General features: G+C 65.2%; 23 protein-coding genes, 1 tRNA gene and 1 pseudogene. 15 read left to right on the top strand and 10 right to left on the bottom strand.

Features of this window, described 5'->3' with window-relative positions:
• From AC1DRP_RS24865 to AC1DRP_RS24880, 4 genes are all read right to left on the bottom strand, one after another.
• Positions 1–978 (bottom strand): MFS transporter (locus AC1DRP_RS24865; RefSeq protein WP_476769827.1); only part of this gene is annotated, 978 nt, incomplete at its 3' end.
• Complete coding sequence (locus AC1DRP_RS24870) at positions 975–1,646, bottom strand: LON peptidase substrate-binding domain-containing protein (RefSeq protein ID WP_476769828.1); 672 nt, start codon at positions 1,644–1,646, stop codon at positions 975–977. The genes AC1DRP_RS24865 and AC1DRP_RS24870, both read right to left, overlap by 4 nt.
• A gap of 30 nt (positions 1,647–1,676) precedes the next feature.
• Complete coding sequence (gene trxA, locus AC1DRP_RS24875) at positions 1,677–2,576, bottom strand: thioredoxin (protein WP_476769829.1); 900 nt, start codon at positions 2,574–2,576, stop codon at positions 1,677–1,679.
• 115 nt (positions 2,577–2,691) lie between these two features.
• Entirely contained in the window at positions 2,692–3,216 is a 525-nt protein-coding gene (locus AC1DRP_RS24880; RefSeq protein WP_441492747.1) for a prolyl-tRNA synthetase associated domain-containing protein, read from the bottom strand.
• A gap of 194 nt (positions 3,217–3,410) precedes the next feature.
• On the opposite strand from AC1DRP_RS24880, the gene AC1DRP_RS24885 reads away from it, so the two are divergent.
• A tRNA-Gly gene (locus tag AC1DRP_RS24885) sits at positions 3,411–3,485 on the top strand.
• Positions 3,486–3,973: 488 nt separating this feature from the next.
• Here the strand turns inward: AC1DRP_RS24885 and AC1DRP_RS24890 are convergent.
• From AC1DRP_RS24890 to AC1DRP_RS24900, 3 genes are read right to left on the bottom strand one after another with little or no spacing between them, the layout of a single operon-like run.
• The gene (locus AC1DRP_RS24890; protein ID WP_476769830.1) at positions 3,974–5,305 is read right to left on the bottom strand and encodes an acetoin dehydrogenase dihydrolipoyllysine-residue acetyltransferase subunit; all 1,332 of its coding nucleotides are present in this window, start codon (positions 5,303–5,305) and stop codon (positions 3,974–3,976) included.
• Positions 5,262–6,236, bottom strand: coding sequence for an alpha-ketoacid dehydrogenase subunit beta (locus AC1DRP_RS24895; RefSeq protein ID WP_476769831.1), 975 nt, complete (start codon positions 6,234–6,236; stop codon positions 5,262–5,264). Before AC1DRP_RS24895 ends, AC1DRP_RS24890 begins: the two co-directional genes overlap by 44 nt.
• Complete coding sequence (locus AC1DRP_RS24900) at positions 6,236–7,222, bottom strand: thiamine pyrophosphate-dependent dehydrogenase E1 component subunit alpha (RefSeq protein WP_441492750.1); 987 nt, start codon at positions 7,220–7,222, stop codon at positions 6,236–6,238. Before AC1DRP_RS24900 ends, AC1DRP_RS24895 begins: the two co-directional genes overlap by 1 nt.
• 275 nt (positions 7,223–7,497) lie before the next feature.
• Here AC1DRP_RS24900 and AC1DRP_RS24905 point away from each other — a divergent pair, with 275 nt between their 5' ends.
• The 5 genes from AC1DRP_RS24905 to AC1DRP_RS24925 all read left to right on the top strand — a co-directional run bounded on the left by AC1DRP_RS24905 (position 7,498) and on the right by AC1DRP_RS24925 (position 11,061).
• Entirely contained in the window at positions 7,498–7,821 is a 324-nt protein-coding gene (locus AC1DRP_RS24905) for an NIPSNAP family protein (RefSeq protein ID WP_441507415.1), read from the top strand.
• A gap of 38 nt (positions 7,822–7,859) precedes the next feature.
• Complete coding sequence (locus AC1DRP_RS24910; RefSeq protein WP_476769832.1) at positions 7,860–8,744, top strand: hypothetical protein; 885 nt, start codon at positions 7,860–7,862, stop codon at positions 8,742–8,744.
• 157 nt (positions 8,745–8,901) lie between these two features.
• Positions 8,902–9,318 carry an alpha/beta fold hydrolase gene (locus AC1DRP_RS24915; protein WP_476769833.1) on the top strand — a complete coding sequence of 139 codons (417 nt, stop codon included), beginning with the start codon at positions 8,902–8,904 and terminating at the stop codon, positions 9,316–9,318.
• A gap of 28 nt (positions 9,319–9,346) precedes the next feature.
• A complete protein-coding gene (locus AC1DRP_RS24920; protein WP_476769834.1) occupies positions 9,347–10,282 on the top strand; it encodes a 3-hydroxyacyl-CoA dehydrogenase family protein in 936 nt (311 codons plus the stop codon).
• A 23-nt stretch (positions 10,283–10,305) separates the two neighbouring features.
• Positions 10,306–11,061: an SDR family oxidoreductase gene (locus tag AC1DRP_RS24925; protein WP_441492755.1), complete on the top strand. Its 756-nt coding sequence runs from the start codon at positions 10,306–10,308 to the stop codon at positions 11,059–11,061.
• 13 nt (positions 11,062–11,074) lie between these two features.
• Here the strand turns inward: AC1DRP_RS24925 and AC1DRP_RS24930 are convergent, their stop codons facing one another.
• On the bottom strand, positions 11,075–11,851 hold the full coding sequence (locus AC1DRP_RS24930; RefSeq protein ID WP_441492756.1) for a pyrroline-5-carboxylate reductase family protein: 777 nt from the start codon (positions 11,849–11,851) through the stop codon (positions 11,075–11,077).
• 137 nt (positions 11,852–11,988) lie between these two features.
• Between AC1DRP_RS24930 and AC1DRP_RS24935 the strand changes: the two genes are divergently transcribed.
• From AC1DRP_RS24935 to AC1DRP_RS24975, 9 genes and pseudogenes are all read left to right on the top strand, one after another.
• A complete protein-coding gene (locus AC1DRP_RS24935; protein ID WP_441492757.1) occupies positions 11,989–12,744 on the top strand; it encodes a GntR family transcriptional regulator in 756 nt (251 codons plus the stop codon).
• Positions 12,745–13,119: 375 nt separating this feature from the next.
• Positions 13,120–13,971, top strand: coding sequence for a VOC family protein (locus AC1DRP_RS24940; RefSeq protein ID WP_476769835.1), 852 nt, complete (start codon positions 13,120–13,122; stop codon positions 13,969–13,971).
• A 49-nt stretch (positions 13,972–14,020) separates the two neighbouring features.
• A complete protein-coding gene (locus AC1DRP_RS24945) occupies positions 14,021–15,625 on the top strand; it encodes an ABC transporter substrate-binding protein (RefSeq protein WP_441492759.1) in 1,605 nt (534 codons plus the stop codon).
• Between the two features lie 28 nt (positions 15,626–15,653).
• Positions 15,654–16,633 (top strand): annotated as a pseudogene (locus tag AC1DRP_RS24950) (ABC transporter permease).
• Positions 16,634–16,635: 2 nt separating this feature from the next.
• Positions 16,636–17,466 carry an ABC transporter permease gene (locus tag AC1DRP_RS24955; RefSeq protein ID WP_441492761.1) on the top strand — a complete coding sequence of 277 codons (831 nt, stop codon included), beginning with the start codon at positions 16,636–16,638 and terminating at the stop codon, positions 17,464–17,466.
• A complete protein-coding gene (locus tag AC1DRP_RS24960; RefSeq protein WP_476769836.1) occupies positions 17,463–19,079 on the top strand; it encodes an ABC transporter ATP-binding protein in 1,617 nt (538 codons plus the stop codon). Before AC1DRP_RS24955 ends, AC1DRP_RS24960 begins: the two co-directional genes overlap by 4 nt.
• A complete protein-coding gene (locus AC1DRP_RS24965; protein WP_476769837.1) occupies positions 19,076–19,588 on the top strand; it encodes a cupin domain-containing protein in 513 nt (170 codons plus the stop codon). Before AC1DRP_RS24960 ends, AC1DRP_RS24965 begins: the two co-directional genes overlap by 4 nt.
• A 20-nt stretch (positions 19,589–19,608) precedes the next feature.
• Positions 19,609–20,403 (top strand): aspartate dehydrogenase, encoded by a 795-nt coding sequence (locus AC1DRP_RS24970; protein ID WP_476769838.1) that lies wholly within the window; start codon positions 19,609–19,611, stop codon positions 20,401–20,403.
• 36 nt (positions 20,404–20,439) lie between these two features.
• Positions 20,440–22,269, top strand: coding sequence for a cobalamin-dependent protein (locus AC1DRP_RS24975; RefSeq protein ID WP_476769839.1), 1,830 nt, complete (start codon positions 20,440–20,442; stop codon positions 22,267–22,269).
• 57 nt (positions 22,270–22,326) lie between these two features.
• Here the strand turns inward: AC1DRP_RS24975 and AC1DRP_RS24980 are convergent, their stop codons facing one another.
• The gene (locus tag AC1DRP_RS24980; protein ID WP_476769840.1) at positions 22,327–22,779 is read right to left on the bottom strand and encodes a DUF1810 domain-containing protein; all 453 of its coding nucleotides are present in this window, start codon (positions 22,777–22,779) and stop codon (positions 22,327–22,329) included.
• A 75-nt stretch (positions 22,780–22,854) separates the two neighbouring features.
• Complete coding sequence (locus AC1DRP_RS24985) at positions 22,855–23,958, bottom strand: NAD(P)/FAD-dependent oxidoreductase (RefSeq protein ID WP_476769841.1); 1,104 nt, start codon at positions 23,956–23,958, stop codon at positions 22,855–22,857.
• Positions 23,959–24,446 lie beyond the last annotated feature (488 nt).

Consider the following 24,446-nt stretch of genomic DNA (forward strand, 5'->3'; position numbering starts at 1 on the left):
GGCGCCGAGCGTGCCGGTGATGGTGAGCATGATCCCGGCGCCGAGCGTGCCGGTGATGGTGAGCATGATCCCGAAGATGCCGAGTTCGATGGTCTGCCAGCCGAAGACGCCGGCCGCGTAGATGCCTCCGAAGGCGAAGAGCGCCACAAGCCCGTCCTGATAGATCATGTTGGCGAGCAGAAAGCGCCCAAGTGCAGGCAGGCGCGGCAGTTCGGCGATGGTCGCCTTCAGCCGCGAGAGACCGCCCTGCGCCGCTTCCCTGAGGCGCATGCCGGTTCCCGGTGAGTCCGGTGTCAGCAGGAACATCGGTGTGACGAAGATGACGAACCAGAGCGCAGTGAGCGGCCCCGAGGCGCGGTCACCCTCGCGCGCTGCTGCGTCGAGGCCGAGAATCGGCACGAGGCCTGCCAGCGTCTTGCCGGTGAGCGGATCTGCGGCGAGCAGCGCCAGCGTGATTGCAAGCGAGATCAGACCGCCGAGATAGCCGATGGCCCAGCCCGTGCCGGAGAGCCATCCGAGCCGTTCCGGCGGCACGAGCCGCGTCATCATCGCATTGTTGAAGATGGTGGCGAATTCGGCACCGATCGTGGCGATGATGAAGCCCGCGAGCGCGATCGGAACCGCGGCGGGCGAGCCGGGCCTTGCAAACCAGAGCAGGGCCGAGCCGATGACGAGCAGCGCGCCGAAGGCCGCTATCCAGGGCTTGCGCGGGCCCGTGCGGTCAGCGATGCCGCCGAGCAGGGGAGAGAGCAGGGCGATGCAGAGACCCGCGAAACCCGTGGCATAGCCCCAGAGCGCCTGTCCCTCTGCCGCGTCCGCCGCAAGGGCGGAGGCGAAAAAGGGCGCGAAGACGAAGGTGGTGACCAGCGTGAAGAATGGCTGTGCCGCCCAGTCGAAGAACAGCCAGGCCGTGACGGCCCGGCGTGGCGGATACGTGACGGGCGCGAGTGCCGCCGCAGGCGCGTGGGAAAGGTTCACTGCAGGGTCGTCTCTGGGTCGCCGCCACCGCGCGCCAGCTCGATCTCGGTGATCGCGACCAGGACGTCGGCGCGGTTCTTCAGGCTGGAGGCCTCGAGCAGCGCCTGTTTCTCGCGCGGACCGAAGGGGCACATCATCGAGAGCGCGTTGACCAGCGCCTCGTTGGGTGCTTCGTTGATGCCCTTCCAATCGATCTTGAGGTCATTGGCCTTGGCGAAGGACCGAAGCGCCTTGAGCAGGCTGTTGCGGTCGACCTCGTCCTCCCCCGCACGCGCGGTGAAATCGATGGCGAAGTCGTCATAGCTGACACGGCACTGGCGATAGGCCGTCGTCACCGAGAGCTCCTCGACAATGCGGAAGCGCGCGATGCCGGTGAGCGTCAGGATATAGCGATCATCGCCAGTCTCGGCGAACTGCGTGATCCGGCCGAGGCAGCCGACCTGCAACAGGCTGGGCGTGTCGGTCTGGCGGCCGCTTTCCGGCTCGGGCTGGATCATGCCGATGGTGCGGTGGTCCCGCAGCGCATCGTCGATCATGGCGATATAGCGCGGCTCGAAGATGTTGAGGGGCATCTGCCCGCGCGGCAGGAGGAGCGCACCGGCCAGCGGGAAGACCGGGATCACCAGCGGGCAGTCCTGGGCTCCGTTATAGACGGCATTCATGCCCATGGGCGTGTCGCTCCCTTCCATCGCGGCACCTTATGAAAACAGCAGCGTCGAAAGCTTGCGCCGACCTGCAACGCTGGCGTCGTCCATGTGACCCCAGGCCTCGAAGAACTGCAGCAGCTGCTTGCGCGCGCCGTCGTCGTTCCAGGTCCGGTCAGCCTTGATGATGGCAACCAGCTGGTCGACGGCTTCTTCGCGCTTGTCATGGGCATTCAGCGCCAGCGCCAGATCGAAGCGGGCCTGATGATCCCCGGGGTTGGCCGCAACCTTCGCTTCGAGTTCGGCCGTATCGCCGAGCGAAGCGGCCTGCTCGGCGAGTTCGATCGCGGCACGCACGGCAGCCAGCRCCGGATCGGACGCCTTGGCTTCGGGAGCGGTGGCCAGGATGCCCTTGGCGCCGTCGAGATCACCCATGTCGAGATGCAGGCGCGCCAGTCCGGCGAGCGCTGGGACATTGTCGGGCTCGAGCGCCAGCACATTGGCATAGAGTTCGCCCGCGCCGGCCGCATCGCCGGCCTCGAGCGCCTCCTGCGCGGCGGCGACCAGCTCTTCGGTCGCGCCCGGGCCCATCGGTCCAACGAGCTTCTCGATGAAAGCCTTGATCTGGCTTTCCGGCTGGGCGCCCATGAAACCGTCGATCGGCTGGCCGCGCTGGAAGGCGATGACGGCCGGGATCGACTGGATGCCGAGCTGGCCCGGGATCTGCGGGTGCTCGTCGATGTTCATCTTGACGAGCTTGACCTTGCCACCGGCAGCCTTGATCACCTTCTCGATGACCGGGGTCAGCTGTTTGCAGGGGCCGCACCACGGGGCCCAGAAATCGACCAGAACCGGCTGGTTCATCGATTCGGCGACGACATCCTGCCGGAAGCCCTGTGTCGTCGTATCCTTGATCAGGCCGGGTTGCTCGGCCGCATCGCTGTTGAGCAGCATGGGTCTTCCTTCATCTCGTCAACAAGATCGACCGCGGCCACGCTGGGCCGATCACGGTCGGGCATACGAAAACGGGCGCATGACCATAGGCCGCGCGCCACATAGATGGGGAGGTTCAGTCGTTCTGTCCATCGACCGGTGCTGGCAAATCGACGATCAGCGGCTCATGTCCGGTGCTGCGCAGGAAGCCCAGCATGTCGTCGCGTGCGATGCGCAGCGTCGCGGTGTTGATCAACGGATGGAAATTCATCGCCTCGCCGCTCATCAGATTGGCGTCGAGCACCATCGTCACATCACCGGCGCGATCATTGATCACGGCAAAGGCGGTGACCGAACCGGGCGTCACGCCGAGCTTCTCCTCCAACAGTTCGGCCGAGCCGAAGGAAAGCCGACCGCTGGCTCCCAGCGTCTGATGCAGCCGCTTCAGATCGATTCGTGTGCTCTCCAGGGCCGAGACCAGGAAAAGCCGGCCCTTCTTGTCCTTGAGAAACAAGTTCTTGGTGTGGTGCCCATCGATCGTGCCGCGCAGAGACTTCGATTCGGCGACGGTGAAGACCGCCTCATGATCGAGCCTGTGGAAAGGAATACCCTGCGTGGCCAGATGGGAGCAGAGCTCGTCGGGTGTCAGTGGCGAGGTCATCGTAACTCGTCGGAAACAAAGAGTTCTTGGCGTTGCCTAGCCCGCCGGACGGCATCACCGCAAGGGCGCCGTTCCGGCGCCGGCGGGGCGCCAATCAGGGCATCGGCGAAAAACTTTGCAACAAGGCGCTTGCGCTTCGCAGCGCTTTGGGCAATAAGCCCGCCACGCGCCGCTTGGCGCGCCAATGTCCGGATGCGGGTGTAGCTCAGGGGTAGAGCACAACCTTGCCAAGGTTGGGGTCGAGGGTTCGAATCCCTTCGCCCGCTCCAGACATTCTTCCCAACCAAGACTGTCGCAGGCGCCGGGCTTCCCGGCGCTTTTTGCGTTTTGAGGTCGAGGCGATCGCTTGAAGGGGGGCCACAGGCGCTCAGACGTCCGTGGTGCCGGAGCTCACCCGCTTGCGCAGACGATTCGCGGTTTGGGCGTTCACGCTGGGCCCCTCGCACTCGGTGCCGGTGTCGAGGCCAGCGTCCCGCGCGGAATTCCTGACGACGCTGATCATTATCCTCATCGGAAACGCGCGCCGATGGGCCCTTGGGAGCCGGAGAGCCGGTTCCGGCATGCCGTGCTCTCGTGCGCAAACCAGGCCACCGCCTTCGACAGGATATCGCCGCCCGACGCAGCCGGTGGTCCTCGCGCCGCGGACGGATCGGTTCCTTACGTTCCGCGCTGGTTGTGCCGTCGTCCCGATCAGCCTGGTCGACCGCGAAACGCGGCCGGCGATGGTTCGCTTCCGGCCGTCGGGCGCCCGGCAGGCTTATTGCCCCGCCTGCAGATTCGCGCTCCTGGCCGTTTGCACGATGAGACGCGAGATGAGCTCGGGGGCTTCGACATGCGGCATGTGTCCGATGTCGGCGAGCACGTGAAGAGCGACGAAGCCCGGAAGACCTCTGCTATGGGAGACCGGAATGATGCGGTCGGCTTTGCCCCATATCACGCGGGTCGGGATGTGAAGCGACGCGATTGCATTCCCGATCTGAATCGTCTGGGTCGCGTCTGGAAACAGGCGGGCTGCGAGTTCCCGTTGCGGCGCGTCCACGCCGCGCCGCAACCTTTCCCGCAAAACCGCTTCGGCATAGCCTTGGGGAAGCAAGGCGGGATCGGCGACCAGTTGTTCCAGCCAAGGCAGCAGGCTGGCTGCCGAGCGGGCCGTTAAGAAACCCTCCAGAAATTCACCATCAATGTCCGGACCGAGGCCGGCTGGYGCAATCAGGGTCAAGGATCGTGCACGAATCGCCGAATTCGCGGCGATGGCGGCTGCGACAGCGCCACCCAGGGAATGCCCGACGATGTGGCATTCCGTCAGCCCGGTGTCCTCGAGATAGGCGAGCGTTGCATCCACCAACGCGTTCAGGCTCGGGCTGCCCGCCGCCGCAGTGCGGCCGTGGCCGGGCAGATCGGGAGCGAATGACGCGATGGTGGGGTCGAGATATGCGCGGACGTTGTTCCAGGCGCCCGAATTGGCCCCAAAGCCATGAATGAAGACTATCGGAGGGAGCCCGCCCTTGTGTCGGGCAACAGGGCTCCCCTGCCGAGGCGCGGAACCGACTTGTACTGGCTCGGGCCGTTGCTCGGCCAAGATCCGCTCGATATCGCGGCTCTTGATTCGACCTCCCGGACCCGTGCCAACCATCGCCGTCGTGTCCAGCCCCGCCTGCCTGGCAAGGCGGCGAGCCAGTGGGGAAATCGGGGTTCGATCCCTGGACAGGCTGATTGATGCGGACCGGGTAGGCTCCGGGGTGGCAATCGCAACGGTTGGCTCGGGCATGTCGGCTTCGCCGATCGCATCCCCGTCATTGCCGATATGGCCCAGCACGCTGCCGACGCCGACCTCGGCCCCTGCCGCAGCGACGATTGCGACGAGCATGCCGTCGCGCTCCGCCTCGATTTCAGTCGCTGCTTTCGCAGTCTCGACGACGACGACGACATCGCCTTGCTTCACCCTGTCGCCCACGGCAACCGCCCAGGACACCACGGTTGCGCTTTCCATGTATTCGCCGGCGCCGCCGGTGAGCCTGATCTCGCTCGTCATGACTGGCCTCCGCTCATGCCACTGCCCGCCGCGCTGCTGCCGCGATCTTGGCCGCATCCGGCAGCACGGCGTTTTCGAGCGGCTCGCTGTAGGGGATCGGAATATCGTGGGTCGCAACGCGTTCAACGGGAGCGTCGAGTTCGTCGAATGCCGTTTCCATGATGGTGGCGCTCAGCTCCGCGCCATAGCCGCAGAAGCGCCAGCCTTCATTGACCACTACGGCGTGATGGGTTTTGGCGATCGAGGCCCGGATGGTGTCGCGGTCGAGCGGGCGCAGGCTGCGCAGGTCGATCACCTCGGCGGAAATTCCTTCGCCCGCGAGGAGTTCGGCCGCCTTCAGCGATTCGATCAACATGCGCGAGGAGGCGATGATCGAGACATTGCTGCCTTCCCGCGCGATGCGGGCCTTGCCGATCTCGACCAGATGATCGCCGTCCGGCACTTCGTCGCGGCTGTTGTAGAGGAGCTTATGTTCAAGGAAGATCACCGGGTGATCGTCACGGATCGCAGCCTTCAGGAGGCCCTTGGCGTCGGCGGCAGTCGCCGGTGCGACCACTTTCAGGCCGGGAATATGGGCGACGAGCGCGTCCAGGCTCTTGGAATGCTGTGCCCCGGCACCAGCCCCGCCGCCGCCCTGGGTGCGGAGCACGAACGGCATGGTGACCTGACCGTTCCAGATATAGTTGTAGATCGATGCCTGGTTCATGAGCGCGTCGATGCTCAGAGGCAAGAAATCCGCATACATGATTTCGAGCACGGGTCTCGTGCCGGCCATCGCGGCAGTGACGGCCATGGCGGTCAGCGTCTGCTCGGAGATCGGTGTGTCGCGAACACGCTCGGGGCCAAATTCCGCGAGCAGGTCCTTCGTCACCTTGAAGACGCCGCCATAGACCGCGATGTCCTCGCCGAAGAGCCAGACATTGGGATCGCGCTGCATTTCCTCGCGCAGGGCGGCACGCAGGGCTTCGGCATAACGCATCATTGCCATCACACGGCTCCAGCGTAGTAGGGGGCACTCGGGGCATGATCGACGAAGCCCGGCAACGGATCAGCCAGCGCTTGGTCTACGGCGGCATCGACGGCAGCACGTGCTTCGGCGCCGACAGCATCCAGGTGTGCCGGCGATACGCTTGCGGCCAGCGAGCGGCGGGCGAAGACGATCGGGTCGCGCTCGCGCCACGCTGCACGGTCTTCTGCGCTCTGATAGCCGCCGACATCGCTGGTCGAGAACCCGACCATCCGATAGGTCTTGGCCTCGACAAGTGAGGGGCCTTCGCCGCGCCGCGCCCGGTCGACCGCTGCGGCCACCGCCCGATAGACGGCCGTGATGTCGTTGCCGTCGACACTGTCGCCAGGCATGCCATAGCCGGCAGCGCGAACCACCAGATCCGGAACCGAGGACTGGGTCGAGTGATGCGCGGTCAGGCCGTACTGGTTGTGCTCGAGCACGAAGACGACCGGCAGCTTCCACAAGGCTGCGATATTCATGGATTCGTGGCAGATGCCGGTCTGTGCGGCGCCGTCTCCGAAGAGGCACATGGCGACGCGAGCGCCGCCATCGGCGCGATTGCGCATCTGGAGCGAAACCGCAAAGCCCGTGGCTGCCGGGATTCCGCCGCCGACGATGGCATTGCCCCCGAGAAGGCCGTTCGCGACATCGGCAATCAGCATATGACCGGCGCGGCCAGCGCATGTCCCGGTTGAACGGCCGAGAATCTCGGCCACGATCGGATGAAGTCCGACGCCCTTGCCGACGTAATGGGCGTGGCCGCGATGGGTGCTGGTCAGCAAATCGGAGGCATCGAGCATCGCAGTCGCGCCAATGCCGACCGCTTCCTGTCCGTCGCAGCGATGGATCGGGCCGCGGGTCTTGCCGGCCTTGTGAAGCTCACCCAGCCGTTCCTCAAGATGCCGCACCGCAATCATGCGGCGCAACATCTCGATCTGTTCGTCAATCGTGGGCGAATTCCTCATCGTCGGTGTTCTCCGCGCAGCCGAGTCGAGCGTCCTGATGCGAGACGTTCGCCGCGCGTGACCGGCGCATGCGTGGAGAAAGCCAAGCGTTTTCGGAGATCGGCTCTAGCGCATTTCCCGACAGAGCGCTATAAGTGTACGCACAATGGAATGCACTATTTGCATGGCGGCGAACGTTCGATCTCGAGAGGGCCTCGTGCCCGATCGGCTTGGACGTTTCTCTGCCTCACATGAGTTGAGCGGGCAGAGCGCTTCCGCAAACATGGAGAAGCACGATGATCTTCGACCACCGCGTCTACACGGCCCGACCAAACCGTCTTCCGGACTTCCTGCGGCTCTATGAGGACGTCGGCCTGCCGATGCAGCGCCACTATCTGGGTGAGCCCTTCGGCTTCTTCCAAACCCATATCGGCGATCTCAGCCGTGTCGTTCATCTCTGGAAATACGACAGCCTCGCCGACCGTGAAGCTCGCCGCGATGCGATGGAGGCCGATCCGGCGTGGCAAGCCTATCGCCGCCAGGTGGTCGAGGCCGATCCGCTGATGGACATGCGCAACCAGATTCTGAAGCCGGTGTCGTTCTTCAACCCGAAGGCTTGACCCGGTCGGCTTGCCGGTCCACGCGGAATCCTGATTTCATGAAACTCGATTTCTTTGCCGGCAACGAGAGTTGGCGGATCGCCTGCGATACCGCGCGGGCGCCCCGCACGCTTCGGTCCCTGGCCTCCACCCTGCCGGCGCCTCTGCAGCTCCACACGCCCAAGATCGCAGGCCAGCACATCTACTGGCATGCACCGTTCGTCGAGGACGCCGAGGGCGGGGTTGATGTCATGGAGGCGCCTCCCGGCGCCTTCCTGTATTGGCCGGCGCGGCAGTTCCTCGAGCTGACCTTCGCACCCCTGCAGGCCGAGACCGCCACGGTCACGCTGCTGGGCCAGATCGAAGGTGGCCTGCCCGCCTTGCAGGCGCTTGGCCTAAGCCTGCGCGAAGGACATGGAGTGAAGGCGTTCGACGGGCGGCTGGTGCTCGCCGAGGGCGCGCAGCCACAGATGACGGCGTCCCCGGCTTCGAGCTTGCCCGAGGCGCTCGTCGYGCGGCGCGAGACGCTGTGGCGGGCCAGTCCGCCGGATATCGACGGCATGCTCGCCTCGCGCGCGATCATGCACCCCTCCGGCCCGCTCTTCCTGGCCGAATCCGAGGCGCGCATCCTGCAGGAGCTGCTGTGGTGGGTCCGCAGCGGTCTCGCGAGCGAGGAGCCGCAGGTTTCGCGGAGCGTCGCCGCGCTGGCCTGCAACAAGGCCGGTACCCGCCTGCGCGACTTCTGCCATCTCGGTGAGAGCGCCGAAATCCTGTTTGCGCTCGAGGCCGCGTTCCGGCGCCCGGAGATTGCGCTGGCGGAACTGACCGACGAGGCGATCCTGTGTGCAGGTCGTCTCGCAGCCTGGCTCGACCTGCGGATCCCGTGGTCGGCCGTCAACTGTGCCGTCCGCACGGCACTGGACGCGAGGGCCGAAGCGGCATGACCAGCGCGCTCGCCCCCCTGCAAGATGGCGGCACGCTCGCCTTCACCGAGACCGGCGCCGGCGCGCCGCTTGTCCTGATCTCAGGGCTGGGCGGGCTCGCGTCGTTCGTCTTTCGCGCCTCGTCCTCTCGGCGACCTTCGCGCGACCGTGCGCCTATATGGAGCGACTGTTCGCCGGCCGTATCGAGATCCTCGACCGGCTCGGCGTCGATGCCTATCGACGTCATGCCGTCACCCTGCTGAACGCGCCGTACTGGCTCGCCGAGAACGACGCCCGCGTCACTGCGGAGCTGACCGGCGGTGCGCCTGCGACCGAACGGGACGCCGCGACCATCCGCGCGCGTATCAAGGCTGTGCTGGGACATGGTGTCGACGAGTCCCTCGATACGATCGCCTGTCCGGCCAGGATCGTGGTCGCGGCCGACGACATCGTGACCCCGCCCTATCACTCCGAGCGCCTCGCGCATGCCATCCCCGGCGCCGAACTCGCCGTGCTCCCTCGTGGCGGTCACTACGCCATGCGGGCTGAGCCGGCGCTCTACCGGGACGCAGTACTCGATTTTCTGCGCGGCTGACCGGCCCGCATGACAAGGATCTGAACCGATGCAAGACATTCTGGGACGTGGACCGATCGGCGTCGTCGGCCTGGGCACGATCGGCCAGCGCTGGGCGGCGACCTTTGCCCATGCCGGTTATGACGTATCCTGCTATGATCCCGATCCCGCCCGCTGGGAGGCCTTTCAATCCCTGCGCGCAACGCTTGCCGACGACCTGCAGCGTCTTTCGCCGGCCAAGGCCGAAACGGGAGACATTCGCTTCGCGAGCGATCTCGCAACCGCGATGGCCGGTGTTCGCTTCGTCCAGGAATCGGGGCCGGAGCAACTCCCATTGAAGCAGGCACTGCTGGCGGAGATCGAACAGCATATCGCTGCGGATGTGGTGATCGCGTCCTCCTCTTCGGCCCTGCTCGTCTCGGACATGCAGTCGGCCTGTGCGCATCCCGAGCGGGTGGTCCTCGCCCACCCGTTCAATCCCGTCCACCTGATGCCGCTCGTCGAGATCGTCGGCGGGAAGGCGACCTCGCCGGAGGTCGTCGAGCAGACGCGTGCCTTCTATGAGGATCTCGGCAAGAAGCCAGCCGTGCTCCGGCGCGAGGTCACAGGCCATCTGGCCCTGCGGCTGATGGGAGCGATGTGGCGCGAGGCCATCGCACTCGTCGAAAGCGGCGTCGCGACGGCGGAAGATGTCGACCGAGCCTTCTGCTACGGCCCTGGCCCGAAATGGACCTTGCAGGGCTCGTTCATCTCGAACCACCTCAACGCCGAGGGTATCGAATCCTTCCTGACCAAATACGGCAAAACCTATCAGGACATCTGGGACGATCTCGGCGATGCCCGGCTTGATACCCCGACCGTGTCACGCGTGGCGAAAGCGGTGCGTGAGGCGATTGGCGAACGCAGCGATGACGACCTGCGCAGCCAGCGCGATGCCGGGCTGGTCGACCTGCTGCGGGTGATGTCGCAGCGTGCGGCACTCTGAACGCAGGCAATGAAGAGGACCGGATGATGCAGAGCGCCTTCCCCTATCAAACCGCCCTCGTCACGGGCGCATCGCGCGGAATCGGCGCCGCGATTTGCCGCAAGCTCGCGACCCTTGGGCTTACGGTCTACGGCGTTGCACGTAGCGAGGATGCACTCGCGACCGTCGTCGCCGAGGCCGGGGTCATCCCGGTGGTTGCCGATGTTCGCGATGTTGCGGCGATCGTCGCCGCGCTCGACGGGGCCAAGATCGACATCCTGGTCAACAATGCCGGTATGGTCGCCTCGGTGAAACCGCTCTACGAGCAGACCGCGGAGGAAATCTCCGAGACGATCGCGGTGAACTTCACTGCGCCCATGCTGCTGATGCAGTCGTTACTGGGCGGCATGGTTGAGCGTCGTCGCGGTCATGTCATCAATATCACGACGACTGCCGCACGCGGCGTGTTTGCGGGAACGTCGGCCTATGGTGGGGCCAAGGCGGGGCTCGCCCATGCCGGTCGTTCTCTGCGTTACGATCTCGCCGGCAGCAATGTCCGCGTCACCGATCTCGCTCCAGGCCGCGTCGAGACTGACATTTATCTGCAGGCCTTCGCGGGCGATCGCGCCCGCCTGCATGATTCGATGTATGGCGCCGTTCGGGCCCTGAAACCGCAGGACATCGCTGAAACGATCGCGGCCGTGCTTGCCCTTCCTGAGCATGTCGACGTCACCGAAATCGAGGTGTCGCCAACCGATCAGGCTGTGGGCGGTCATGTCTACAAGTCGCAGCCGGCCTGAAGGAGGGTGGGGCTCAGGGGCGCCTGCCCGCCCTCCCGTCAGTGAGCTTGGCAAGAACGGCGTCGCAGGCCGCGGTCCAGCCTTCTTTGGCGCCGTGCTCGGACAGCACCGCGAGGCCGCGCTCCGTGATCCCGCCTGGCGTCGCGAGATTCGCAATCAGCGTTTCGACCGGCTCCGGCCTTTCGGCAATCATCCGGCCAGCCGCCACGAAGGTCGTCGCGGCAAGTTCGCGGGCTGCCTCAGGGCTCATGCCATGAGCGACGGACCAGTCGCGACCGAGGCCGATAAGGCTCTGAGCCCAGCCATAGATGGCGGCGCTGACCGTTGCGGTCTCGAACTGGGCTTCATTCTCAAGGACGATGACGGGGCCGAGCCGTGCGAGCAGCGCCTGAACTTCGGGAAAACTCGGGAACGCCGTTGTCGGGCTCGCGCCGAGAGATGCGGCTGTGAGCGGCATGATCCGCATGACGCGGGCAGGGGCGGCGGCCTTTTCCAAATGCGCAATGGGCACGCCCGCGCAGGCCGAAACCAGGATGTGCTCCGGGCGCCATGGCAGATGGCAGATAGCTGCAATGGCATCGGCCGGCCGCGTCGCGAGAAAGACGATGTCCGCACCGGATATGAGCGTGGAATTGCACTCGGCCAGCTCAAGCTCATGGCGTTCGGCCAACTTCGGTCCCTGACCGCGCGGCGACAGGGCAAGGTGGGGAACCGTCTGCTGGTCGCGCAAGAGGCCTTCAATCATCGCCTCGGCCAGATGGCCGACTCCGAGAAATGCGATCCGTGTCATGATGATCCCAAGAAGAAGCTGCCGGCCGGATTCGGAGGGCGCTGGTTGATTTTTTCCGGTTGCGCGATTTGAAGCTTGCACTGACCGCTTCTTGGTGATGCGAGAGCGGGGAAACGTCGTCGACAATGAGAGACGGAATGCCGAAGACCGCGAAGGCCCCGACCGTCAAGGCAGCCCCACCGCGTCGGGCGGCGGACAGCGCAGAACGCGCCTATCGCGCGATTCGGCAGCAGCTCGTCGAATTCAAGATGCGGCCGGAGGAGCGCATCAACGAGGTGCATCTGGCGCAGATGCTGGAGCTGTCGCGCACGCCGGTCCGAGAAGCGCTGAACAGGCTGGCCAGCGAGGGGTTTGTCGTCTTCACGCCCAACAGGGGCTTTTACTTCCGCGGCCTCGATATCGACGATCTCGTCGATCTGTTCGAGATGCGCTCCATCATTGAAACCGGCGCGTTCGCTCTTGCGTGCGAGCGCGTCGATCAGGCTGGGATCGAGCGCCTTCAGGCGTTCTGGGAGGATGCGCGTCGGCGCTACGCCAACAACGATCCCGACGAGATCCTCGAACTGGACGAAGCCTTTCATGTCCATGTCGCCGAGCTTGCCGGCAATCCCGAGGTCGTGCGCCAGCTTATCGGCGTCAACGCCCGAATCCGGTTTATCCGACGAGTCCAGATCGAAAACGGCCCGCAACACTCGAGTCTCGTCGGGGATCATTCGCGGATCGTCCAGGCGCTTGCTGAGCGCGACGCCGCAAAGGGCATTGAGATTCTGCGCGCACATATTTCGCTGACTTTCGCCGAGGCGCGCAGTGTTCTCAAGGATGCGCTTCTGAAGATTTTCGTGCCGGAAGAGTCGGGGTCGGTACGGCGCCGGGCACGCGTTCCGCGGAACTGACATCCCGATCCGCCTACGGGATATGAGGACGTGGCGAGACCCGCTGCGTCTCTGACGCGCATTTCCTTCCGCCGCGCGTTTGCGCGCGCGCTCACTCGGCCGGCAAATGTCAGCCGGCGAGGCGGGACTGCGTGCAGGTAATGCCCGCCTGCCAAACCAGCTGCTGACATCGCGATCGTTCTTATTCCCTATGCCCCGCGATTCGGGGTGCTGGATGCGGGGCCTCGCATGGCCTGCCCACCCTTGCGCCACGCGCGTTCTCATCTTTGTGCAACGGCCAGAAATCGAAGTTTCAAAAGTGCCTGTACAACTGCATGCACTTATGACACGGTCACTGGTGTCAGGGGAAGCGGCTCCGCGCAAAACGGTAGTGAGATGCTCGATCACGTACTCGGCCTGGACCATATCGTTGTTGCCGTGAGCGAACTCTMGGCATCGGCCGAACGTTGGCGCGCGCTGGGGTTTTCGGTGTCGCCGCGTGGTCTCCACAGCGACTATCTCGGCACCGCCAATCACACGATCATGTTCGAGGACGACTACGTCGAACTGCTCGGCGTGCTTGCCCCGACGGACTTCAATCGGCCGACCCGCGACTTCCTCGCCGCGGGAGCGGGGCTGGAACGCCTCGCGATGCGGACTGACGATGCGCAGGCGGCGCTCGATACGCTCAAGAGAGGCGGCATTTCGGCGACTGGGCCGTTCGAATTCCGTCGGCCAGTCGAACTGGGCAGCGGCGGCGTGGGAGAGGCGGGGTTTCGCATCTTCCAATGGCCGCTCGAGCCAGCGCCTGCCGGTGTGCGCMTCTTYGCCTGCCAGCATCTGACGCGCGAGACSGTCTGGCTGCCTGATCTCGTCAGCCATGCCAATGGTGCCCGCGCCCTGAGCCGCATCGAGATCGTGGCTGAGGATCCGCCGGCTGCCGCGGCGCTCTGCGCGCAAATGCTCGGCCTCACATTCGCGCGGGGCGAGGACGGTGGTTTCTGCGTCGCTATGCGCCCGCGGGGGGCGGATCTCGTCTTCATGGATGCGCCGAGTTTCGACAGGCGTTGGCAGGTCGGCGCGCAGGCTCAAGGCACAGGCTGCGGAATTGTCCTCGACGTCGCGGCTGGCACGACCGCCGAGCCATTCGCCGAATGGAGCATAGCCGGCGAATGGCCGCTGCATTGCGCCTCCGTCGAAGGGGCTCTGATTGGCTGGGAAGCCGGAAGGCGGTCCGCGCGGCCTTGATCGATCGCCTGACGCCAGCAGGCCTGAATTCACAATAATGGAGGGGAACATGACTGCATCAACATTTACGCGTCGTCAGATGCTCGCATCGGCCGGTGCGGCGGCGCTGCTAGCGGGCTCGCCGATCGGAGCGTTCGCCCAGGAGCCGCGGCGGGGCGGTACCGTGACCGTGCACATGCCGCAGGAGCAGCGCATCCTGAACCCCGCATTGCGGGCCTCGACCGGTGTCTATGTCATCGCCTCCAAGATCATGGAGCCGCTGGTCGACCTGAACGAGAAGGGCGAACTCGAGCCCATGTTGGCGACGAGCTGGGAAGGTTCGCCGGACGGCAAGACCATCACGATCAAGCTGCGCGAGGGCGTGAAGTGGCACGACGGCAAGCCCTTCACCTCCGCTGACGTGCAGTACACGGCGATGGAGCTGTGGAAGAAGCACCTGAACTACGGCACGGCGCTGCACTCCGCCCTGGAGGCGGTCGATACGCCGGACGCGCATACGGCGATCTTCCGCTACAACCGTCCGATGCCGATGGACCTGTTCATGGGCGCCGCGCCCGACCTGGGCTACATCGCGCCCAAGCACATCTACGAAGGCACCAACATCCTCGACAACCCGGCGAACGTCGCGCCGATCGGAACAGGCCCGTTCAAGTTCGCGCAGTATGAGCGCGGCCAGTATGTCATCGCCGAGCGCAACCCCGATTACTGGCGCAAGGGTTACCCCTATCTCGACAAGATCATCTGGCGCTTCATCACCGACAAGGCCGCGGCGACTGCCGCGATCGAGGCCGGCCAGGTCCATATGAGCAACTATTCCTCGCTGCCGCTGGCCGACATCGATCGGCTGGGCAAGGACGCCCGCTTCGAGGTCTCCTCGCGCGGCAACGAGCGCCAGCCCTTCCAGAACACGATCGAATTCAACCTGCGTCGCAAGGAACTCGCCGATGTCCGGGTCCGCCGTGCCATCGTCCACGCGGTCGACACCGATTTCTTCATCGAGAACTTCCTGTACGGCAACGGCAAGCGGGCGCACGGGCCGATTCCGTCCGTCTCGACCAATTTCTACAAGGCGGGAGCGCCCGACTATCCGTTCGACGTCAAGAAGGCCAACGCCCTGCTCGACGAGGCTGGCTTCAAGCGCGGCTCCGACGGCACGCGCTTCTCGCTCAAGATGCTGAGCCCGCCCTTCGGCGAGGACATCCCGCTCTGGTCGACCTTCATCCAGCAGTCGCTGCAGCAGGTCGGCATCAAGGTCGAGCTTCAGCGTCCCGATGCGGCGACCTATCTCACGGCCGTCTATCGCGACTGGAATTATGATCTCTCGACCGGCTGGCACATCTATCGCGCCGATCCGGCGATCAGCACCATGGTCTGGTACCGCTCGGGCAGCCCGAAGGGCACCGCGTTCACCAACCAGTGGGGCTGGGAAGATCCCAAGGCCGACAAGATGATGGACGATGCCGCCTTCGAGATCGATCCGGCCAAGCGCAAGGCCGCCTATCCCGAGATCGTCAAGCTGCTGAACACCGAGCTCCCGCTCTGGATGGCGACAGAACGCCAGTTCATCTCGGTCACCAGCAAGAAGCTCAAGAACCACCACAACAATCCGCGCTGGCCTTCGAGCCACTGGGCGGATCTCTGGATCGAATCCTGATCCTGGCGCGCCCCAGAAAAGTACGGCCATGCACATTCTGAAACTGGCCGGACGACGCCTGATGAGCAGCGTTCCGACGCTGCTCATCCTGCTCGCCGGATTATTCGTGCTGCTTCAGTTCGCGCCCGGCGACACGGTTGATGCATTGATGGCGCAGATGGGCGGTGGCGACCCTGCCACTGCGGCAGAGTTGCGTCGCTTCTATGGGCTGGAAGGCAGCGCGGCTGTCCGCTTGCTGGACTATCTCTGGCGGCTCGTCCGTCTGGATCTCGGATTCTCCGCGATCTACAACAAGCCCGTCGCCACCGTTATCCTGGAGCGGCTGCCGGCAACGCTCCTGCTGATGTTCTCGGCGCTGAGCTTCGCCTTCTTTGCCGGCATGCTGCTTGGCATCGTCTCGGCACAGCGCGTGAACGGCTGGGCCGATACGCTGATTTCGCTGCTCGGCCTCATCTTCTATGCCACGCCGTCCTTCTGGCTCGGGCTGATGAGCATCGTCGTCTTCTCGATCTGGCTGGCCTGGCTCCCGCCCGGTGGCTTTCAGGAAATCGGTGCGGGCTGACGGGCATTTGGCTGGTGCTCGATATCGCACGGCATCTGGTCCAGCCGACGATCACGCTCTCCCTGATCTTCCTCGCCATCTATCTGCGCATCATGCGCGCCTCGATGCTCGAGGTCTCGACGCTGGATTTCGTGCGAACCGCCCGGGCAAAGGGCCTGAGGCAGAGCGAGATCGTCCGGCGGCATGTCCTGCGGAACGCTCTCTTGCCGATGGTCACGCTGATCGGCCTGCAAGCCGGCACGATGCTGGGTGGTTCGGTCGTCATCGAAAGCGTGTTCTCGCTCCCCGGCATCGGGCGGCTCGCATACGAATCCGTAGTTCAGCGCGATCTCAACACGCTGCTCGGGATCGTCTTTGTCTCTGCCATCATGGTCATTTGCGTGAACTTCGTCGTCGATCTCATCTATGCGCGCCTTGATCCGCGGATCACGGCCGGGGCGTCCTGATCATGAAGGCGCTCCGATATTTCCTGTTCAGCCCCGCTGCCGTGCTTGGCCTGCTCCTGCTCATCGGCATCGTCGGCCTCGCCATCTTTGCCGACCTGCTCTACCCGCGCGATCCACTGGGGCTTGCCGGTCGGCCGCTGCAATGGCCTTCGCTCGGCGGTCGCTTCCTGCTGGGAACGGACGCGTCGGGCCGCGACATCGCGGCACAGATCGCCCACGGCGCCCGCACCACATTGCTGATGGGCATCGTCTCGACCTTGATTGCGATTGCAATCGGCATCGTCGTCGGTGCGATCGCCGGCTTCTATGGCGGCATGACGGATGACGCGTTGATGCGCATGACGGAGGCCTTCCAGACGCTTCCGAACTTCATCCTGCTGCTTGTGCTCGTGGTGGTGGTGGGCTCGAACATGACGGCGGTAACGATTGCGATCGGCATCGTGTCCTGGCCGGCGGTGGCGCGCCTGACGCGCGCCGAGTTCCTGACCCTGCGCAATCGCGAGTTCGTCCAGGCCTGCCGGACGCTCGGCCTGACCAATCGCTGGATCATCTTCCGCGAGGTTCTGCCCAACGCGCTGGCGCCGATCATCGTCTATGGCAGCGTCGTGATGGCGACGGCGATCCTCCTCGAAAGCGCGCTCGCCTTCCTCGACCTGTCCGATCCGAACATCGCCTCCTGGGGCAATCTGATCGGCCAGGGCCGCAAGGTGTTGCGCAGCGAGTGGTACGTCTCCGCGATTCCCGGCGTGGCGATCCTGCTGACGATCCTGTCCGTCTCCCTTGTCGGACAGGGGCTCAACGATGCGCTGAACCCGAGGCTCCGCGGCCGATGACCCCTCTCGTTCGTATCGAAGATCTATCCATCGCCCTGCCCGGAGGGGCCGACCGGCCTTATGCGGTCGAGAAGCTCTCGCTGACCCTCACGCCGGGCGAGATCGTCTGCGTGGTCGGGGAAAGCGGTTCCGGCAAGTCGATGACCGCGTCGGCGCTGATGGGGCTGCTTCCCACCAGCCTGCCGGTGCGGGGCGGCAGGATCATGCTCGGCGAGCGGAACATTCTCGGCCTCTCCGAGGACGAGCTGCGTGCGATCCGCGGTCCCGAGATCGGCATGATCTTCCAGGAGCCGATGACGGCCCTGAACCCCCTGCGCACCGCGGGCGACCAGATCGCGGAGATGTTCCGGGCTCACACCAAGCTGTCGAAGCAGGAGATCCGGGAGCGCGCGCTGAAGCTGCTGGACGAGGTCGGCATTCCCGAGCCGGCTTCGGCCTACCGGGCCTATCCCCATGAGTTGTCGGGAGGGCAGCGCCAGCGCGTGATGATCGCCATGGCGCTGGCTCTGGAACCGAAGATCCTGATCGCGGACGAGCCGACTACTGCCCTCGATGTCACCATCCAGGCGCAGATCCTGACGCTGATCAGGGACATCCAGCGGCGGACCGGCATGGCGGTTCTGTTCATTACCCATGACTTCGGCGTCGTCGCGGAGATCGCCGACCGGGTGATGGTGATGCAGCATGGTCGCGTCGTCGAAAGCGGAACAGTCCGCGAGGTGCTCGATAATCCCAAGGCCGACTATACGCGCGCGCTGATCGCAGCGGTTCCGAGCATCACCCCGCCGCCGCCGCGGGAGTTGCCGGACAAGACGATCGCGACGGTGCGCGCTCTGTCCAAGACCTATCGGACGGGAGGCGGTTGGTTCGGCCGGCAGCGCCGCGTGACCTACGCAGTGAAGGCGGTCGATATCGATCTGCCGAGCCGGGCTACTCTGGGCATCGTCGGCGAAAGCGGTTCGGGCAAGTCGACTCTGGCGCGCTGCATCGTACGCCTGCTCGATCCCGATCAGGGAGCGATCGAACTCGACGGCGTCGATTTCGGCAAGCTTCGCGGCGAGACGCTGCGCCGCCAGCGTCATCTCGTCCAGATGGTGTTTCAGGATCCCTACGCTTCGCTCAATCCGCGGCGCACGGCCGGGGACCTGGTCTCCCAGGGGCTGATCGCCCGCGGCGTCAAGCAGGACAAGGCCTTGGCCAAAGCCAAGGAGCTGTTCTCGCTGGTGGGGCTTGATCCCAGCGCCACCGACCGTTTGCCGCATCAGTTTTCGGGCGGGCAGCGCCAGCGCATCGGGCTCGCCCGAGCGCTTGCGCTCGAGCCAAAGATCCTGGTCGCCGACGAGGCGGTTTCGGCGCTGGATGTCTCGGTCCAGGCGCAGGTGCTGCAGCTGCTCGTCGAACTGCGCGATCGGCTCTCCCTGTCGATGATCTTCATCACGCACGACCTGCGCGTCGCGGCCCAGATCTGCGATCGGATCGCGATCATGCAGCGCGGCGAGGTGGTCGAACACGGCGTCACGGCCGAGATCTTCGCTGCTCCCAAGCATCCTTATACGCAGAAGTTGCTTTCCGCCGTCCCGGGAAGAGCCCACGGAATGGAGATGACCCCATGACCGAAATTCACGAACCCGGTGAGACATTCGTTATCCAGCCCGGCCAGGCGACGAGCTATTGGCAGCCGGTTCCGGCCAACGGCCATATCGAGGTGGTCGTCGACCCCGCGCGGGTGCGGATGGATCACCCATTGGCTCTGGGAACCCAGACCGTGCCGCCCGGTGGCTATGTCCGTGAACACAGCCACGATCGACACGAGGAGGTGATTTATTTCATCAAGGGCAAGGGGCGTGCCGTGCTCGACGGCAAGGACGTTCCGCTTCAACCCGGCACCGCGATCTTCGTGGGCAAGAGCCGTCGGCATATGTTCATCAACGTGGGGACCGAGGACCTGCACTGGGTCTGGTTGATCGTGCCGAATGGCCTCGAGGATTTCTTCCGTCTGATCGGCCGTTCGCGGGTTGCGGGCGAGGCGGCACCGGCCAATTTCCCCCGACCGGACAACGTTCTCGAAATCGAGCGCCAGACCGTGTTCGCCGTGCCGCCGACCGACCAGCGCAACCCCTGATCTGTCGCAATGGGACTGCCATGAGCAGGAAGCGAATAGGGTTGATCGGCTTCGGCACGATCGCGCGCGAGGTGCATGCGCGCCTCCAACAGTCGGCGGACTTTCACTTCACCGTGCTGTTGCGGCCGGATTCTCCGAGTTGCGCCACGGTGCCGGTGGGCGTCGAGGTCGCCACGACGGTGCCGGAACTGATTGCCAGCCGACCCGACCTCGTTGTCGAGGCGGCCGGGCATGCCGCCGTCGTGGAGGCCTTGCCGGATGTTCTGGCCGCCGGCCTTGCGGTCATTGCGGCTTCGACGGGCGCCCTTGCCGATACTGATTTCCTGGCTCGCCTGACCGGGATCGCGGCACGGAGCGGGGCGCGACTCATCCTGCCGTCCGGGGCTGTCGGGGGGCTCGACTATCTCGCGGCGCTACGCGAAGCCGACGATGCCCGGATTCGCTACACCTCGCGCAAGCCACCGGCCGCGTGGGCGGCCGAGCTGGCGCAGGCCGGGCTTAGCGAGCGGTCGCTCGTCGCCGAGATCGTGCTCTATGAAGGCAGCGCGGAGGAAGCGGCGCGGCTCTATCCCAGGAACCTGAATGTCGGGCTCACCATTGCGCTCGCAGCGCGTGCCGCACGGGTGACGACGCGGATCGTCTCCGATCCCGCGGCCAGGGGAAATATTCACGAGATCGAGGCGGAGAGCTCGCTCGGCTCGGCCTATCTGCGCTTCACCAACTTGCCCTCCGCCGGCAACCCAAAGACCTCGGCGATCACGGCCTCCAGTCTGGTCGCCGCGATCCGACGCCAGTTCGACATCGTGGCCATCTGACGCGGGAATTCAGGAGCGCATGGCCGGGAGGATTTCATGACCAACACGGTGTTGCCGCCTCTCGCGGATCTCGTTCCCGGTGCGCTTCGGCCGGGCGCCGAGCTTCTTGCAGAGGGCGCGGTCATGGCGCGCACCTGGCAGGTGGGCCGCAATCTTTTCCTCGATACGATGGGCGTTCCTTCCGAGGCGGCTTACAAGCGCAGGACCGCCGTTCAGGGGCGCATCATGCAGCACGCCCATATCGGCTTTCGCAGCGTCGACAGAACGCTGGAGGCGATCCGGACCGTGCATGAGAGCTGCGCCAGGCTCGGCACGGTGGTCGATCGCTTCGGCATCACCCTGGACTGGTCGATGGGGTACCCGCTCGCGCAGCGCTCCCAGCGTCCGCGCGGCACCGGCATCGTCCTCGACGGGCCCGAGGATTTTTCGCGGATCACCGGCATCGTGCCGGCCGCGGCGCATTTCGGCGACTTCATGCTGGGCTTGCCCGGGGCCGTGGAGAATACCCGGGCCGCGCTGGCAGCCGGGGTCACCACTGTCGGGAATCTCGGCCAATATTTCACGTTCCGCCTCCCCGATTGGGACGACGATGTCGCCACCACCGAGGCCACGGTGACGGCGCTTGGGTTGATCGCTGCTCAACCCGTCGAGGTGTTGGTTCATTCGAACCTCGACGACGGCTTTGCCGGTTTGTTCGCCGATATGAGTTCCGCGCTCGGCATGGTGCTGATCGAGAAATACATCGTCGATGCGTTGATCGGCGCCAAAGTCTCGCATTGCTACGGACACCATTTCACGGCCCCGCTCATGCGGCTCGCCTTCCATCATGCCTTGATGCAGGTGTCGGACACGCCGGGAAGCATGATTTTCGGCAACACGGTGAGTTACAGATCCACGCCGGCCGGCAATTTCGCAAGTCTGGCGAGCTACCTCCAGGCCGATATCTGGTCGCTGCAGCGCCGGGCGAGTGGGCACGCGATCAATCCGGTCCCGGTGACCGAGAACGAGCGGATACCCGATACCGACGAAATCATCGATGCGCAGGTTTTCGCAGCCCGGATGGTCGAGCACGCGTCCGCCAATCTCGGCCTGATCGACCTGGCTTTGGTCGACGGGATGGCCGCAAGCCTCGTCGATGGCGGCCGGGCCTTTGCCGGCAAGGTCTTGACGGGCTTGCGGGAAGCCGGAATCGACACGCGCGATCCTGCCGCACTCATGTTGGCCCTGCGCCGAATCGGTCCGAAACGCCTAGAGGCGCTGTATGGCGCGGGGGCAGCCGACCGTGCGGCATGGGGCGGGCGGCGGGCCATTGTGCTTGCCGAATGGGTCGATGAGCTCCAGCACGCCACTGAATCCTGGGTGGCGAAGGTTCCGGTCAGTGCCCGTCGTCTGATCGAAGCGAGTGGTCTCAAGGTCTGTGTGGCCAGCAGCGATGTCCATGAGCACGGTAAGAATCTGATCGAGCACCTGCTCACGAGCCTGGGGGTTGAGGCGGTCGATGGCGGTACATCGGTCGACCCCGATGATCTTGTCGAGATTGCGCTGGCACGGGGATGCGATGTCATCGCCATCAGCACATATAACGGCATCGCCCTTCGGTTCGCGAGCGAGGTACTGGGCGCTCTCGAGCGGGCCGCCCGGTCCATCCCGGTCTGCATCGGCGGCCGGCTGAATCAGATTCCCGACGACTCGAACTCGGGCTTGCCGGTCGATGTGACCCGCGAGATTTCAGTGCTCGGCGCCCTCCCATGTGAGACACCGGAGCGAATGGTCCTCGAGCTTGAAGCCTTGGCCCTCGCGAAGCGTGGCGATCTCCGGTCGGGGAGTGGGCCCGGCCGGCCGGTTGCCGCGAGCACAGGGCAATGACAATCCGCTTCCAGGGGTAGCTTCACGGCCCCTGGTGAGCGATCTGCCGCTTGCGGACTATGGGCGCGTTTCGCCGGACGGGGGCTGCCCGATCAGGTCGAGCGTGCGCGGATCCGGTTCGCCGCCAAAATAGCGCTGCAGGCCCTGCCGGAAGATAGTGTCGCCGCTAGCCGCGGCTAGCGCAAACAGGGTCAAGCTCGAGCGAAGCTTCTTGTCGTCGGGCGAGCCGAAGATGGTGTGGGCTGAGTGGCCCTCGAGCTCCAGGATGGCGGCGGTGCACGCGACGAGGCGGGGGCCGAGAATGGGATGGGCGAGATAGGCACGCGCTTCCGCCAGCGACGCCAGGCCGTAGCGTTCCGCCGTCGGCGAAAGGCCAAGACCGCGCAGCTGCGGAAAGACGAACCACATCCAGTGGGTCCGCTTCCGGCCTGCTCGCAGCTCGGCAAGCGCGGTTTCGAAGATCGGCTCCTGGGCGGTAACGAAGCGCKGAAGGTCGTGAACCTCCGTCACGGCTTGCCCTCCCATCATTCGGCGCGACGAGCACACGGCTGGACGGTTCTCCGGGGGCCGCCGCGGATTCCCATTCTATGTGAAGAAGCGCGCGGGGCGGAAATCGGCAAGCTCCTGCTGTTCAATGCCAGTGAGGATCTCGTCCGCGGCCATGGCCCCGAGCGCCGGCGAGAGCGTCGCGCCGCTATGCGTGACCATCAGATAATAGCCGTCGAGGCCAGGCACGGGCCCGATGGCCGAGAGGCCATCCCTGGGAATGGGGYGCTGGGTGACGCGCGTGGCCTCGGGTTGGATCGGCGTAATGCCGGGAAGGATCCTGGTCAGCCGTTCGATCACGACCGCAGCCTGTGCCATGCCGGGATGCTCGCTGACCTCGGGCGTCACCTGCGCGTCGGCCGGTCCMCAATGCACCATCAGCCTTCCGGCGCCATCCGGTCGGAAATCGCAAAGCGGCGAGGAGACCACGCGCTGGATCGAAGCCGGCACAGGCGGTGTAAAGACCAGGAAACCGACCGTGGGCTCCAGCGGGACATTGGGAGCGGACGTGCCGATCGTGTCATTGGACCAGCGCCCGGTGCAGTTCACCACCAGGTCTGCATGAAATATCTCGCCGGTTTCGCAGCGTACGCCCTTGACCTTGCCGCCTTCGACGAGGAGGGCCCTTACCCGCGTCTGGGTCTTCAGCTCAGCGCCGAGCCGGCATGCCGCGCTCATCATGGCGTGGGCGTAGACGACCGGGTCGAGCCAGCCATCATTCGGGTACCAGGCGATGGGCGCATCACCGATCGCCGCGGGATCGATATCCGGCTCGAGTTCGAGCAGTTGCTTGCGGTCGATCCATTCGGCCGCGTAGCTCCAGTCCTGCAGGCGTGAAACTTTGGTGCGCTGACCGTCGCGCTCGGCTTCCGCCTTCCATTCGACGCGACCGCCGCCATGCCACCAGGGTGTTGCGCCAAACTCCTCCTTCAATGCTGCGTGCGCCTTCATGCCGGCGACGTTCAGGTCATGATAGCTGCGCGGCTCCTTGTTGCAGGAGTTGGTCCAGGCGAAGCTGATTCCGGACGTACCGCCGCCAACCCGTGTCGCCTCAAGCACGGTAGCGCGCGCGCCCGCGAGGGCGAGGCGATAGGCGACGGAGGTTCCGAGGACTCCGGCGCCGACCACGATGATCTCAGGCATAGTATTCTCCGGCATGGTGTGAACCCGCTCTTGATCCGGTCCCGTTCGCGCGCCGGCTTGTTGCCGGCGGGCGTCCTGGACTGCCGCGAGCGGATGCGAGGCAGACCTGGGACTGTGCAGAGCGCCGCGTTCGGCGTCCAGGCAGGCAGCGCAGACCCTCGGGCGTGTCGTGGGAATGGCCGGTCGCTGTCCGGGATGGCCCCAAGGACGGTGCGCGTGCCAAGGACTTTCGCTGYCGTCGATGGCGGCGTCTCGCGCCTCGGAATGGAGCAGATGCGGGCCCCGGGAAGTTGATAACTCAGCAAGGCATTGCGATCATTGGCTTTATTCTAGCGTTCCCGACGGCGGATTGCCAAAATATGAGGCCCTGTCACGGAACTGTCGGAAAAGTTTTGTTTTGGCGTTGACAGGTCGAGATGGTGGGGCCTATAACGCAGCCATCGAGACGGCGCCGCCGCTGGCGGGGCCGCTCTACTGCGCTTCATGAG

This window comes from Allobosea sp. 01N443 (genome assembly GCF_056399325.1).

Coding starts and splice junctions, on each gene's coding strand:
- AC1DRP_RS24975 (WP_476769839.1), top strand. CDS start 20,440: ATGACCAACACGGTGTTGCCGCCTCTCGCGGATCTCGTTCCCGGTGCG.
- AC1DRP_RS24895 (WP_476769831.1), bottom strand. CDS start 6,236: ATGGCAATGATGCGTTATGCCGAAGCCCTGCGTGCCGCCCTGCGCGAG.
- AC1DRP_RS24965 (WP_476769837.1), top strand. CDS start 19,076: ATGACCGAAATTCACGAACCCGGTGAGACATTCGTTATCCAGCCCGGC.
- AC1DRP_RS24925 (WP_441492755.1), top strand. CDS start 10,306: ATGATGCAGAGCGCCTTCCCCTATCAAACCGCCCTCGTCACGGGCGCA.
- AC1DRP_RS24945 (WP_441492759.1), top strand. CDS start 14,021: ATGACTGCATCAACATTTACGCGTCGTCAGATGCTCGCATCGGCCGGT.
- AC1DRP_RS24870 (WP_476769828.1), bottom strand. CDS start 1,646: ATGGGCATGAATGCCGTCTATAACGGAGCCCAGGACTGCCCGCTGGTG.
- AC1DRP_RS24955 (WP_441492761.1), top strand. CDS start 16,636: ATGAAGGCGCTCCGATATTTCCTGTTCAGCCCCGCTGCCGTGCTTGGC.
- AC1DRP_RS24960 (WP_476769836.1), top strand. CDS start 17,463: ATGACCCCTCTCGTTCGTATCGAAGATCTATCCATCGCCCTGCCCGGA.
- AC1DRP_RS24920 (WP_476769834.1), top strand. CDS start 9,347: ATGCAAGACATTCTGGGACGTGGACCGATCGGCGTCGTCGGCCTGGGC.
- AC1DRP_RS24970 (WP_476769838.1), top strand. CDS start 19,609: ATGAGCAGGAAGCGAATAGGGTTGATCGGCTTCGGCACGATCGCGCGC.
- AC1DRP_RS24935 (WP_441492757.1), top strand. CDS start 11,989: ATGCCGAAGACCGCGAAGGCCCCGACCGTCAAGGCAGCCCCACCGCGT.
- AC1DRP_RS24905 (WP_441507415.1), top strand. CDS start 7,498: ATGATCTTCGACCACCGCGTCTACACGGCCCGACCAAACCGTCTTCCG.
- AC1DRP_RS24880 (WP_441492747.1), bottom strand. CDS start 3,216: ATGACCTCGCCACTGACACCCGACGAGCTCTGCTCCCATCTGGCCACG.
- AC1DRP_RS24930 (WP_441492756.1), bottom strand. CDS start 11,851: ATGACACGGATCGCATTTCTCGGAGTCGGCCATCTGGCCGAGGCGATG.
- AC1DRP_RS24900 (WP_441492750.1), bottom strand. CDS start 7,222: ATGAGGAATTCGCCCACGATTGACGAACAGATCGAGATGTTGCGCCGC.
- AC1DRP_RS24915 (WP_476769833.1), top strand. CDS start 8,902: ATGGAGCGACTGTTCGCCGGCCGTATCGAGATCCTCGACCGGCTCGGC.